At 71.0% G+C, this 13,153-nt stretch carries 7 protein-coding genes; 5 read left to right on the top strand and 2 right to left on the bottom strand.

The window, feature by feature from the left end; translation table 11 throughout:
* The first annotated feature begins 17 nt into the window (after positions 1-17).
* Positions 18-3,944, top strand: coding sequence for an FxSxx-COOH system tetratricopeptide repeat protein (gene fxsT, locus J7I98_RS20760; protein ID WP_214922420.1), 3,927 nt, complete (start codon positions 18-20; stop codon positions 3,942-3,944).
* A gap of 24 nt (positions 3,945-3,968) precedes the next feature.
* On the opposite strand, the gene J7I98_RS20755 is transcribed toward fxsT, so the two are convergent.
* Positions 3,969-4,832, bottom strand: coding sequence for an alpha/beta fold hydrolase (locus J7I98_RS20755; RefSeq protein WP_214922543.1), 864 nt, complete (start codon positions 4,830-4,832; stop codon positions 3,969-3,971).
* A gap of 392 nt (positions 4,833-5,224) precedes the next feature.
* On the opposite strand from J7I98_RS20755, the gene J7I98_RS20750 reads away from it, so the two are divergent.
* Positions 5,225-6,307, top strand: a complete 1,083-nt coding sequence (locus tag J7I98_RS20750) for a S1 family peptidase (RefSeq protein ID WP_214922418.1) — start codon at positions 5,225-5,227, stop codon at positions 6,305-6,307.
* Between the two features lie 58 nt (positions 6,308-6,365).
* Here the strand turns inward: J7I98_RS20750 and J7I98_RS20745 are convergent, their stop codons facing one another.
* Positions 6,366-7,436 (bottom strand): DUF3533 domain-containing protein, encoded by a 1,071-nt coding sequence (locus J7I98_RS20745; protein ID WP_214922417.1) that lies wholly within the window; start codon positions 7,434-7,436, stop codon positions 6,366-6,368.
* Between the two features lie 151 nt (positions 7,437-7,587).
* On the opposite strand from J7I98_RS20745, the gene J7I98_RS20740 reads away from it, so the two are divergent.
* The 3 genes from J7I98_RS20740 (at position 7,588) to J7I98_RS20730 (ending at position 13,146) form a co-directional block, all read left to right on the top strand.
* Entirely contained in the window at positions 7,588-11,079 is a 3,492-nt protein-coding gene (locus J7I98_RS20740) for a DNA polymerase III subunit alpha (RefSeq protein ID WP_214922415.1), read from the top strand.
* Positions 11,076-12,038: a hypothetical protein gene (locus J7I98_RS20735; protein WP_214922413.1), complete on the top strand. Its 963-nt coding sequence runs from the start codon at positions 11,076-11,078 to the stop codon at positions 12,036-12,038. The genes J7I98_RS20740 and J7I98_RS20735 overlap by 4 nt, the downstream gene beginning before the upstream one ends.
* A 244-nt stretch (positions 12,039-12,282) precedes the next feature.
* Positions 12,283-13,146 (top strand): triacylglycerol lipase, encoded by an 864-nt coding sequence (locus J7I98_RS20730; RefSeq protein ID WP_214922411.1) that lies wholly within the window; start codon positions 12,283-12,285, stop codon positions 13,144-13,146.
* Positions 13,147-13,153 lie beyond the last annotated feature (7 nt).

The raw sequence follows: 13,153 nt of genomic DNA, 5'->3' as shown, positions 1-13,153 counted from the left end.
CGATACGGAGGGCACGGATGACATCGCGTCGTGACGGACGCATCGTCACCTTCTACTCGTACAAGGGCGGTACGGGCCGCACCATGGCCATGGCCAACACAGCCTGGATCCTGGCGGCGAACGGGAAGCGCGTCCTCGCGGTCGACTGGGACCTGGAAGCTCCCGGCCTCCACCGCTTCTTCCACCCGTTCCTTGATCCCTCCGTGCTCGGCGCCACCACCGGGATCATCGACCTCATCACCGAATACGCCTGGGCCGCGACCAGTCCCGTGGCGAGGCCCGACGACTGGCACCGTGACTACGCCCGGATCCAGCCGCACGCCGTGTCACTGACACCGGAGAGCCTCGGCTGGGAGTTCCCCGAGGGCGGCACCCTCGACTTCGTGTCCGCGGGACGGCACAACCGCGAATACTCGGCCACGGTCTCCACCTTCGACTGGGACAACTTCTACGACCGGCTGGGCGGCGGACACTTCTTCGATGCCCTGCGCGACGACATGAAGGCCAACTACGACTACACCCTGATCGACAGCCGGACCGGACTGAGCGACATCGCCGACATCTGCACGGTGCAACTGCCCGATGTCCTCGTCGACTGCTTCACCCTCAGCGACCAGTCCATCGACGGCGCCGCCTCGGTGGCCCGCCAGATCGAAGAGCGGTACGGGGGCCGTGGCATCCGGATCTTCCCCGTCCCGATGCGGATCGACGACGGCGAGAAGGAGAAGGCCGACGCGGGGCGGGCGGTGGCCCGGCTGAAGTTCGACCGCTTTCCCACCGGCCTCTCCGGAGCGGAACTCGCAGCGTACTGGGGCGCGGTGGAGGTTCCCTACCGTCCCTACTACGCGTACGAAGAGACGCTCGCCACCTTCGGCGACGAGGCCGGTCTCACCAACTCGCTGCTCTCTTCCTTCGAGCGGCTCGCCGCCGTCGTCACCGACCAGCAGATCACCGCGATGCCTGTGATCCAGGAAGAAGTCAGGCTTCGGATCAGGGACGCCTTCACCCGGCGGCGGCCCACGGTGTCCGCCGATCTCTTCCTCAGCTATGCGCCGGAGAACCGGATGTGGGCCGACTGGATCGAGTCGGTGCTCACCCGGGCGGGTTTCCGGGTCGTGTCACGGGACGTTTCGGCCGGGCGGGAAACGGCCGACGCGGACGGCTCGGCCGGGAGCGCCGCCCGTACGGTGGTGCTGCTTTCCAGCGCGTACCTCAAGTCCGCGCGTGCCGCGGAGATCCTGGAGCGGGCCGGGGCCATGGACCCGGTCGGCGGGCGCAGCCATCTGCTGCCGCTGCGCGTCGGCGACGTACGCCTCACCACCCCCTACATCGACTGCAACCCCGTCGACCTCTTCCGCCTCGACGAGGTGCACGCCACCGCCGCCCTGCTGCGCGCCCTCGACCGGCCCGTGCAGCTCTCCGACGGCGTCTCGCCGGGACCCCGCTTCCCCGGCACCGTCCCCAAGATCTGGAACGCCCCGCCCCGCAACCCCGGCTTCACCGGACGCTCCGTCGTCCTGGAGCGGATGCGCGACCAGCTCGTCGGCGGAATGGCGGCCGTCCTGCCGCAGCCCCAGACCCTGTACGGACTCGGCGGCGTCGGAAAGACCCAGGTGGCGCTGGAGTACGTGCACCGCTTCATGGCCGACTACGACCTGGTGTGGTGGATCTCGTCCGAGCAGCCCGACGACGTCGTCGCCGGTCTCGCCGAACTCGCCACCCGGCTCGGCGCCCAGGGCGGCGAGGACACGGCAGCCGCCTCCCAGGAGGCCATCGACCTGCTGCGGCGCGGCGTACGGACCTCGCGCTGGCTGCTGGTCTTCGACAACGCCGACGACCCCGAGCAGCTGAAGAGGTTCTTCCCGACCGGCGGGCACATCCTGGTCACCTCCAGGAACCAGACCTGGTCCCAGTACGGCGACACGCTGCCCGTCGACGTCTTCCTGCGCGAGGAGTCCGTCGAGCACCTGCAGCGCCGTGCCCCCGAGCTGACGTTCGAGGACGCCGACCAGGTCGCCGGCGCCGTCGGAGACCTGCCGCTCGCCGTCGAGCAGGCCGCCGCATGGATCGCCGAGACCGCGACGCCCGTTGCCGTGTATCTGGAACAGCTGGCCCAGCAGGCCCCGAGCGTCCTCGCGCTCAACCAGCCCGCGGGCTATCCCGAGCCGGTCGCCGCGACGTGGAACGTCTCCATCGAGCGGCTCAAGGAACGCTCGCCCGCGGCCGTGCGGCTGCTCCAGCTCTGTGCGTTCTTCGCACCCGAGCCGATCTCCGCGAACCTCCTCTACAGCAAGGAGATGATCGAGGCCCTCAGGCCGTACGACTCCTCCCTCCAGGAGAAGCTCGTGCTGGGCCGGGTCATCCGGGAGATCGGCCGGTTCGCCCTCGCCAAGGTCGACCAGGTCTCCAACTCCATCCAGGTGCACCGGCTGGTGCAGGCCGTCATCCGGGCTCAGCTCAGCGAGGAGGAGCAGATGGACGCGCGGCACGCCGTCCACCGGATCCTCGCCGGGGCACGCCCCGACGACGACGAGCCGATCGACAACCCCGAGACCTGGCCGCGGTTCAACACCATCTGGCCGCACCTCGGCCCCTCGGAGGCCCGTTTCTGCAAGGAGCCGGAGACCAGGCGGCTGCTCATCGACCGCGTGCGCCATCTGTGGAAGCGCGGCGACTGGCAGACCGCGGGGGTGCTCGCCGATGAACTGCGCGACTCCTGGCGCGACATGCTCGGAAACGACGACCTGCAGTATCTGTACCTGCGCTTCCACCTCTCCAACATCCTCCGCTCCCAGGGGCGTTACGTGGAGGCGCGGGAGCTGGACGAGGTGACCCTGGAGCGGCAGCGGGCCGTCCTCGGCCCGTCCCATCCGCACACGTACATGACTACCAGTGGCCTCGCGATGGACCTCGGAGGGCTCGGCCAGTACGGCAAGGCGATGGAACTGGCCACCGAGGCCCACGAAGGCTTCAGCCAGATCTTCCACGAGTCCCACCCGCGCACCCTGGCCGCCGCCAACAACCTCGCGCTGAACCTGCGCATGGTCGGCCAGTACGCCCGCGCCCGCGAGATCGACCAGGACGTCTTCGACCGGCGCACCGAGGTGCTCGGCCCGGAGCATCCGTACACCCTCTCCTCGGCCACCTCACTCGCCCGCGACCTGCGGGAGGCCGGCCGGTACGAGGACTCGGTGGCGCTGCTCTCGCGTACGTACGACGTCTACAAGGAGACGCTCGGCCGGGCCTTCCCCGGCACCCTGGCGGCGGCGAAGAGCCTCGCCGTGTCGCTGCGCAGAGCCGGGCGGCCGGCGGATGCGCGCCGGCTGACCACGGCCACGCGCAACCGATACCGCGTCGAGCCGGCCGCGGCGAATCCCGATTCGCTCGCCTGCGACGTGAACCTGGCCGCCGATCTGTTCGCGGCAGGCGAGGCGGCAGAGGCGCGCGATATGGCCCGGGAGGCCGTCGACGCGTATCGGAGGATGTCGGGGGAGCGCCATCCCTGCACGCTCGCGGCCGTCAACAACCTGGGCATCCACGAGTGGGGCTGCGGCGCTCCGGACATCGCGCGGCAGCTGCTCGAACGCGCGCTGGGCACCATGCGTGAGGTGCTCGGGGAGGCGCACCCGCACACCGTCTTCTGCGTGGTGAACCTCGCCAACGCCGTCGCGGACATGGGGGATGCGGAAGGAGCACTGGAGCTGGAGCGCCGGGCCGTCGGCCAACTGCGCGACGTGCTGGGACCGCACCACCCGGAGGCCCTTGCCTGCGCCGCCAACCTGTCCGTCACGCTCGACGCGCTCGGGCGCAAGGAGGAGGCGCAGCAGCTGAGGGCGGAGGCCTTCGGGGAACTCTGCCGACTGCTGGGCGAGGAGCACATCGTGACCCGGTTCGCGGGTGACGGGCGGCGCTTTTCCCGGGACCTGGAGCCGCTGTCGGTATGACCGCCGCTGCCGCTACCTCCACCTCTACGTCCACCTCTCGCCGAGCAGCCAGCCGAAGACGCCCGGCAGCGCGTTGATGGCGTCGAAGTGCGAGGCGGCGGGATCGAGAACGGCCGTCGCACCAGGGATGCGCTCTGCCAGCCAGCGGGCGTGGCCGACGGGCGAGAAGCCGTCCTTCTCGCCGTGCCACAGCAGGACCGGGCCCGGGATGTCCGCCGGGTCGAACCCCCAGGGGCGGCAGGTCGCCAGTACGTCGTCGATCCAGCCGTACGCCGAACTGCGCAGTGTCTCGACGTAGTTTGTGATCAGCATGGACCTGACCTCGGCGTCCGAGACGATCCTGCGGTCGGTGTCCGTCAGCTCCCTCTCCAGCTCGTCGAGCAGCCGGGCCGGGTCCTTCCTGATGGTCGCGGAGCGGACTGCCAGGCGTTCCGCGATCTCCTCGGGGTGGGAGGACGCGGTGGTGTAGTCGCGGACGTTGGAGGCGGTCATGCCGTCGAACCAGTCGAGTCCGACCGAGTCCCGGGGTGCGAGGCTCACAAGAGCCGCCGTACGCGTGACACGTCCGGGCAGCAGCGCCGCGCAGGCCAGGGCGTGCGGGGCGCCACCGGAGCGGCCTGCCACAGCGAACCGTTCGAGGCCCAGGGCGTCGGCGATCGACCGGACGTCCTCGGCCGCGTCGGCAATGCTGCGGCCCGGCCGCCGGTCCGAACCGCCGTACCCGGGGCGGTCGTACACGATCACCTGCATCCCGGGCCTGCATTCCACCATGGAGCGTGGTGCCGCACCCAGCCTGCTGCCGGGGGTGCCGTGCAGCAGGAACACCGGAGTGCCGCACGGGTCGCCGAGGCGGTCCACCGCCAGATGCCGCCCGTCCACCGTCCGCATCTGCATCCGTTGGACGGTATCCCACGGGAAGCGGCGCGCGGGGAGTGACGGCGGCTCCTCAGTTTCCGCGCCACAGCGGCGAATTCCGGTCCTGTGGTGCCGGATTCCGCACCCCTTCTGCCGGATTCCGGTCCCGCAGGGGCGAGTACCGGACAGGACTAGTCCTCACGCACCGCCGATCACGCGATCGCACGCGGTGTTCGCGAACGCGACGGACTGGGCAGGATGACTGGGCAGGATCCTTTTTGTAAAGGGACAGGGGGCGCACGGGGGTTGTCGTGTGCGCGTCCTGAAGTCGACCTTGTGTGCGACCTGTCGACCTCGGAATAGTGGGCGCACTCGGGCCTGCCCCCCACCTTGCAGGGCCCGAACCCCCCACAGGAGGTCATTACGTGAAGCACCGACGCATACCCAAGCGGCGCGCGGCAGCAGCAGGGGCCGGCATCGCGGCCCTGGTGGCAGCGGGAGTCACCTTCCAGACTGCGAACGCGAGCGAGGACGCCCCGCAGTACACCGTCAAGACGCTGTCGGCGACGGGCGCCGCGAGCCTCGCCTCCGACCTGACCTCGGGCCTGGGCGGCGACGCGGCCGGGGCGTACTACGACACCAAGTCCAAGTCGCTCGTGGTCAATGTCGTGGACGAGGCGGCGGCCCAGGGCGTACGGAAGGCGGGCGGCAAGGCCAGAATCGTCGAGAACACTCTCGCCGAGCTGACGAGCGCCCGGAGCACCCTCACCGACAAGGCGACCATTCCGGGCACTTCGTGGGCAACCGACCCGGTGACCAACAAGGTCGTCGTGACGGCCGACCGTACGGTCAAGGGCGCCGCGTGGACGAAGCTGGAGAAGGTCGTCGAGGGTCTGGGCGGCAAGGCCGAACTCAAGAAGTCGGCCGGGGAGTTCAAGCCGCTCATCGCGGGCGGCGACGCCATCCTCAGCGGCGGCGGGCGCTGTTCGCTCGGCTTCAACGTCGTCAAGGACGGTGCCCCGCACTTCATCACCGCGGGCCACTGCGGCGAGGCGGGCAGCGAGTGGACGGACTCGACGGGCGGCGCGCTGGGCACGATGGCCGACTCGAAGTTCCCGGGCAACGACTTCGCACTCGTCAAGTACAACGACGGGGTCGAGCACCCGAGCGAGGTCAACCTCTACAACGGCAGTACGCAGCCGATCGCCAAGGCGGGCGAGGCGACCGTCGGCATGGCGGTGCAGCGCAGCGGCTCCACCACGCAGGTGCACGACGGTGAGGTCACCGCGCTCGACGCGACCGTGAACTACGGCAACGGCGACATCGTGAACGGGCTCATCCAGACCACGGTCTGCGCCGAGCCGGGCGACAGCGGCGGTTCGCTCTTCGCGGGCGACACCGCGATCGGGCTCACCTCGGGCGGCAGCGGCGACTGCTCCTCGGGCGGCGAGACGTTCTTCCAGCCGGTGCCGGCGGCGCTGGCGGCGCTGGGGGCGGAAATCGGCTGACCCGCTCTTCACGAGGGAGGCCGTCCGGTGCGTCGCCGCACCGGGCGGCCTCTTCGCGTCAGGGGGCTGCGGGCGCGGAGGGAGCTGAGGGCGGCGACGGGGCTGCCGGTGCGGGCGATGCGGGCGCTTCCCCGTCCCCCGGCCTGCGCAGTGACGCCATCACAAATGTGATCACGGCCCCCGCGAGCGCCCAGACGGAGAGCACCTGAAGCGATCCGGAGACCGCGTTGCCCTCGAAGTACGCGATCGAGCGCGCCGCCCAGGTGCCCGCGCCCGGCGGCAGGGCGGGACCGATCGCCTCCCAGAACGGCGGCAGCATCGGCAGCGGGAACGCGCCGCCCGCGCTCGGATTGCCCGCGATCACGACGATCAGGACGGCCAGGCCGATACCCACGATGCCGGTGAGCGCCTGGAGGGCGAGCGTGATCGCGCCGACGGCGAAGACGACGAGGGCGCCGAGGCCCCACAGCGCCATGACGCTGCCGGGCAGGGCGCCGAGGATCGGGCCGACGATGACCGCGCCGCCGATTCCGCCCGCGATCGAGTAGAGCGCCATGGTGCCGAGCCTGATCACCGCGCGTTGCCGGTTGGCGGGCCGGGAACCCGCGCTGATCGCCAGGATCGAGGCGCAGAGGTAGCCGCCGACGCACCACCCGACGACCAGATAGAACGCGGAGAGCCCGTCGAAGTCCTGGGCGGAGGCCGGGGCCACGTCCACGGTCTTCACTCTGCGCTGCTGGGATGCCTCGACCTTGGTGATGAGCGTGGTCAGGGCGGAGGACAGTACGGTGCCTCCGCCGGAGGCGACCAGCAGGATGTCGGTCTTCGAAGCGGGGTCGACGATCAGGGCGCCGTCGATGTCCCGGTTCATGATCTCCCGCCGGGCCGCGGCCTCGTCCGCGACGGTGCGGGGGTCCAGCGGTTCGCCGGGGAGGCTCCGGAGACGGTCGACGAGCTGAGCCGCCGACTGCTCGGGCGCGACGGCGCCGAACGGGACGTCCTTCAGTTTCGGATCGTGCAGCGCCCCCACGTAGGACGCGATGAAGAGCAGCTGCAGCACGAGGACACCGATGACGAGCAGGGCGGCCCGCGGTGTGACGGCGGTCTTCATCTCGTCGACGAAAGTCATGCCCCCACGCTCCGTGGCACCGGGTGTTTGCGCAGGTGGGGCGGGGCCGAATGGTCGAGAACACGGGTATCGAACTAATATTCGAAACTTGGTCTATGGTGGTGCCGGGGGAGGCGGGACACTGGAGACAGCTGGGAGTCAGGAGGTGCGGATGTCCGTGTTCACACATCTGCACACCGTTTCCGGGTTCTCCGTGCGCTACGGCGCCTCGCATCCGGAGCGGCTGGTCCAGCGCGCCGCCGAACACGACATGGACGCCCTCGCCCTCACCGACCGGGACACCCTCGCGGGCACCGTCCGCTTCGCCAAGGCCTGCATGAAGGCGGGCATACGTCCCCTCTTCGGGGTAGAGCTGGCGATCGCGGAGCGCGCCGGAGAAGTCTCGGAGCGCGCCAAAGAAGAGGGGCGTACGCAGCGGCAGCGCACGCCGGTGCGCGGCGGTGCCTTCATCGACGAGTCCGCGCCCCGGGCCACCTTCCTCGCCCGCGACGGCGCCTCCGGCTGGGCGGACCTCTGCCGGCTGATCACCGCCGCCCACACGAAGGGCGACCGCCACCCCGTACTGAACTGGGACCAGAACCACGGCGAAGGACTCACCGTCCTGCTCGGCCCCGGCTCCGACGTCGGCAGGGCGCTGGCCGCAGGCCGCCCCGACCGGGCCGCCCGGCTGCTCGCCGCCTGGCGGGAGATCTACGGCGACGCCCTGCGCCTCGAAGCCGTCCACCACGGCCGTACGGGCACGGGCCCCGGATCGCTGCGCCTGGCCGCCCGCACCCTCGGCCTCGCCGCCGAGCAGGGCGTACCTCCCGTACTCACCAACGCCGTCCGCTACGCCGACCCGGGCCTGGGCCCGGTCGCCGACGTGCTCGACGCGGCCCGCAGGCTCGTACCCATCGACCCGCGCAAGCCTCTCGACAGCGGCGAGCGCTTCCTCAAGAGCGCCGACGAAATGGCGCGCAGCGCCGAGCGGATCGCGGAGGCCGCCGGCTTCCGCCGCGACATCGCCCACCGGCTGCTGGCCGTGACCGAGGAGACCGCCGCCGCCTGCCGCGTCGACCCCGAGGACGACCTCGGGCTCGGCACCGTCCACTTCCCCGAGCCCCACCTCGTCGGCGCCGGCCGGCGCACCGCGCAGCGCGTGCTGGCCTCCCGGGCCGCCGCGGGCATGGTGCTGCGCGGCTACGACCGGGGCCCGCGCGCCCGCGAGTACTGGCAGCGGATGCACCACGAGCTGGACATCATCGCCCACCATGGCTTCGCCACCTACTTCCTGACCGTGGCCGGAGTCGTCGACGACGTGAAGAACATGGGCATCAGGGTCGCCGCGCGCGGCTCCGGCGCCGGCTCCCTCGTCAACCACCTCATCGGCATCGCGCACGCCGACCCCGTCGAGCACCACCTGCTGATGGAGCGCTTCCTGTCCAAGCAGCGGTCCGTGCTGCCCGACATCGACATCGACGTCGAGTCCGCCCGCCGCCTGGAGGTCTACCGCGCGATCATCGGCCGCTTCGGCGCCGAGCGGGTCGCGACCGTCGCCATGCCCGAGACGTACCGGGTGCGCCATGCGATACGGGACGTGGGCGCCGCACTGTCCATGGACCCGGCCGAGGTGGACCGCATCGCCAAGGCATTCCCGCACATCAGGGCCCGCGACGCCCGCGCCGCGATGGAGGAACTGCCCGAACTGCGCGAGGTGGCCGTCGAGAAGGGCCGGCACGGGCGGATGTGGGAGCTCGTCGAGGCGCTGGACGCGCTGCCGCGCGGGGTCGCCATGCACCCGTGCGGGGTGCTGCTCTCCGACGCCACGCTGCTGCACCGTACGCCCGTCATGCCCACCAGCGGCGAGGGCCTGCCCATGTCCCAGTTCGACAAGGACGACGTGGAGGAGCTCGGGCTGCTCAAGCTCGACGTGCTGGGCGTACGGATGCAGTCGGCGATGGCGCACGCGGTCGCCGAACTCCGGCGGGCGGCGGACGTGACGCTCGACATCGACGACCCGGCACAGGTCCCGCAGGGCGACCCGGCGACGTACGAACTGATCCGCTCCGCCGAGACCCTCGGCTGCTTCCAGATCGAGTCGCCGGGCCAGCGCGACCTGGTCGGCAGGCTCCAGCCGTCGACTTTCGGCGACCTGGTCGTCGACATCTCGCTCTTCAGGCCGGGCCCCGTCGCCGCCGACATGGTGCGGCCCTTCATCGAGGCCAGGCACGGCCGCGCGCCCGCCCGTTACCCGCATCCGGACCTGGAGGACGCGCTGCGGGAGACCTACGGCGTCGTCGTCTTCCACGAGCAGATCATCGAGATCCTGCGGATCATGACCGGCTGCGACCGGGGCGAGGCGGACCAGATGCGGCGCGGACTCTCCGATCCCGAGCGGCAGGGGGAGATCCGTGACCGGTTCATGGGCCGGACGAGGGCGCGGGGCTACTCGCCCGAAGTGATCGCGCACACCTGGGAGATCGTCGAGGCGTTCGGCAGTTACGGCTTCTGCAAGGCGCACGCCGTCGCCTTCGCCGTGCCCACGTACCAGTCGGCGTGGCTCAAGACGCACCACCCGGCGGCCTTCTACGCGGGGCTGCTCACCCACGACCCCGGCATGTACCCGAAGCGGCTGCTGCTCGCGGACGCGCGGCGGCGCGGGGTGCCGGTGCTGCCGCTGGATGTGAACCGGTCGGCGGCCGCCCATCAGATCGAACTGGTGTCTGACGGAAAGGGGATGAACGGGGTCAAGGAGACATGGGGACTACGTCTCGGGCTCGCGGACGTCCATGGCATCAGCGAGGCCGAGACCGCGCGGATCGTGGCAGGCCGGCCCTACTCCTCGCTGCTCGACCTCTGGCAGCGGGCCCGCCCGAGCCGGCCCGTCGCCGAACGGCTCGCGCAGGTGGGCGCGCTCGACGCGTTCGGCGCCAACCGCCGCGACCTGCTGCTGCACCTGTCCGAACTCCGTTCGGGACAGCGGGGCCCCGGGACGTCCGGCCGTCAAATCGCCCTGGACGAAGGGCAGCGGACCATCCCCGCCGGGCTCCCGGACCTCAGCGACGCCGAGCGCCTCAGCGCCGAACTGGGTGTCCTCGGTATGGACGCGTCCCGCCACCTGATGGGGGACCACTACGCGTTTCTCAAGGAGCTGGGCGCCACCTCCGCCAAGCGGCTGAGGATGGCCGAGCACGGGCAGACCGTCCTGGTCGCGGGCGCCAAGGCCGCGACCCAGACCCCGCCGGTACGCTCCGGCCGCCGGGTCATCTTCACGACCTTGGACGACGGTACGGGCCTGGTCGACCTCGCCTTCTTCGACGACAGCCACGCGGCGTGCGCGTACACCGTCTTCCACTCCTGGCTGCTGCTCGTACGCGGAGTGGTGCAGCGGCGCGGCCCGCAGAGCCTCAGTGTGGTCGGGTCGGCGGCCTGGAATCTGGCGGAGCTCGTGGCGTTGCGGCGTACGGGCGGACTCGAAGCGGTCGCGGCGCGGCTGGCGGCTCCGGCCGAGCCCGCGCATGATGCGCCCGAAGGTGACGGCGGCCGCCGTATCCATCTGCCCACCGGCTACGAAATGAACCCCTGGGCGGACCTCCAGCCCGCGGGCGAAGGCACCCCGACCGGCCGCAAGCTGTGGCACTCGAGCCCGGGGAGCGCAGGATGATCCTTTACGTACGCTTCCACACCACCGAGGTCGCGCTCCCCGCCCTCATCGGGCTGATCGAGGACATCACCCCCACCGTCCAGGCCCTCCCGCCCGACGGCGCGCTCGTCGATGTCCGGGGCGCCGAACGGTACTTCGGGCAGGACGCGGCCGGGCTCGCCGCCCTGCTGCGGGTCCGCGCCCTCGCCCACTACGGCGCCGACTGCACGATCGGGGTGGGCGCCAACCCCCTGCTGGCGAGGATCGCCGCGCAGGACGCACCGCCGGGCACGACCCTCGCCGTGCCGGACGAGCCGGACGCCGTCGCGGCGTTTCTCGGCGACAAGCCGGCCGCGGCGCTGTACGGCGTCGGGCCCGCGACGGCCCGCACCCTGTCCTCGTACGGGCTCGACAGCATCGGCAAGGTCGCCGCCGCGCCACTCGCCACCCTCCAGCGCATCGTCGGCGCGCGGGCGGGGCGCGAGCTTCAGGAGAGGGCGCGCGGTATCGACCGTACGCCGGTCGTACGGAACGCCGTATCCCGGTCGCTCGCCGCCGAACGGCGCTTCGACCGCGACGAGCTGGACCCCGTACGCCACCGGCGCGCGCTGCTTTCGCTCGCGGAGGAAGTGGGAGTCAGGCTGCGCGGTGAGGAGCAGGTGTGCCGCTCCCTGACCCTCACCGTGCGCTACGCCGACCGCTCCACCACCACCCGCACCAAAGCCCTGGTGGAGCCGACGGCGCACTCGGCTGCGCTCACCGCGGCGGCGTACGGACTGCACGCTTCGCTGGGTCTGCAGCGAGCCAGGGTGCGCAGCATCGCGCTGCGCGCGGAGGGGCTGACTCCGGCGGAACGGGCCGCGCACCAGCTGACGTTCGACCCGGCGGACGACAGGGCCCGCAGGATCGAGGCCGTGGCGGACCGGGCCAGGGCGAGGTTCGGGCCAGGGGCGGTCATCCCGGGATCGCTCGCGGCTTGAGACCGGACCTGCTTGAGACCGGAGCCGCTTGAGACCGGACCTGCCTGAGGCCGGACCTGCCGTCCCAACCGGCCGATGAGCCACCCTATTGACTCTTCGTCAATTTTTACCGCCGCGTCACTTCACTCTTCAGCTACTCGCGCGTAATTTAACGAGTGCACAGCATCTATGTGATCCGGATCACAGGGCGCTTTCCCCATCGCCCACATCGCCAATTCCCCTTGAGCCGCAAGGAGATCACACGGTGCTGCCCTGGAAACGCGTACTCAGACCGGCCGCCACCCTGCTCCTGGCGGTCGCGGCGACCCTCACTCCCGCCGCCACCGCGAGCGCCGCAACCCCCGCAACCACCAGCGGATGGAACAACTACTCCTGCAAGCCGTCCGCCGCCCATCCCCGCCCCGTCGTCCTCGTCCACGGCACCCTCGGGAACTCCGTCGACAACTGGCTCGGCCTGGCTCCGTACCTGGTGAGGCGGGGTTACTGCGTCTTTTCCCTCGACTACGGGCAACTTCCCAACGTGCCGTTCTTCCACGGCCTCGGCCCGATCGACAAGTCCGCAGTACAGCTCGACGCCTTCGTGGACAAGGTGCTGGCCGCGACCGGCGCCCCCAAGGCCGACCTCGTCGGCCACTCCCAGGGCGGCATGATGCCGCGCCACTACCTCAAGTTCCTGGGCGGGGCCGCCGAGGTCAACGCCCTGATCGGCATCGCCCCCGACAACCACGGCACCACGCTTCTCGGCCTGACCAAGCTGCTGCCCTATTTCCCGGGCGCCGAGGGACTGTTGACCGCCAACACTCCCGGTCTTGCCGACCAGATCGCGGGATCGGCCTTCCTCACCCGGCTCAACGAGGGCGGCGACACGGTTCCGGGGGTGCGCTACACCGTCATCGCCACCAAGTACGACGAGGTGGTCACCCCGTACCGGACGCAGTACCTGGACGGTCCCGGCGTACGGAACGTACTGCTCCAGGACCTCTGCCCGGTCGACTTCTCCGAGCATGTGGCGATCGGCCTGATCGACCGGATCGCCTTCCACGAGGTGGCCAACGCCCTGGACCCGGCGCGGGCCACCCCGACCACGTGCGCGTCGGTCACCGGCTGAGCACCGG

This window comes from Streptomyces sp. ISL-98, assembly GCF_018614055.1.
GTDB lineage: Bacteria > Actinomycetota > Actinomycetes > Streptomycetales > Streptomycetaceae > Streptomyces > Streptomyces spiramyceticus.
Note: the sequence above shows the minus strand (reverse complement) of the source record. Positions and strands in the feature narration are given on the sequence as shown.

What these genes read in the sequence shown, in the direction of transcription:
- fxsT (WP_214922420.1), top strand. Translation starts at nt 18, where the DNA reads ATGACATCGCGTCGTGACGGACGCATCGTCACCTTCTACTCGTACAAG.
- J7I98_RS20755 (WP_214922543.1), bottom strand. Translation starts at nt 4,832, where the DNA reads ATGCGGACGGTGGACGGGCGGCATCTGGCGGTGGACCGCCTCGGCGAC.
- J7I98_RS20740 (WP_214922415.1), top strand. Translation starts at nt 7,588, where the DNA reads ATGTCCGTGTTCACACATCTGCACACCGTTTCCGGGTTCTCCGTGCGC.
- J7I98_RS20745 (WP_214922417.1), bottom strand. Translation starts at nt 7,436, where the DNA reads ATGACTTTCGTCGACGAGATGAAGACCGCCGTCACACCGCGGGCCGCC.
- J7I98_RS20735 (WP_214922413.1), top strand. Translation starts at nt 11,076, where the DNA reads ATGATCCTTTACGTACGCTTCCACACCACCGAGGTCGCGCTCCCCGCC.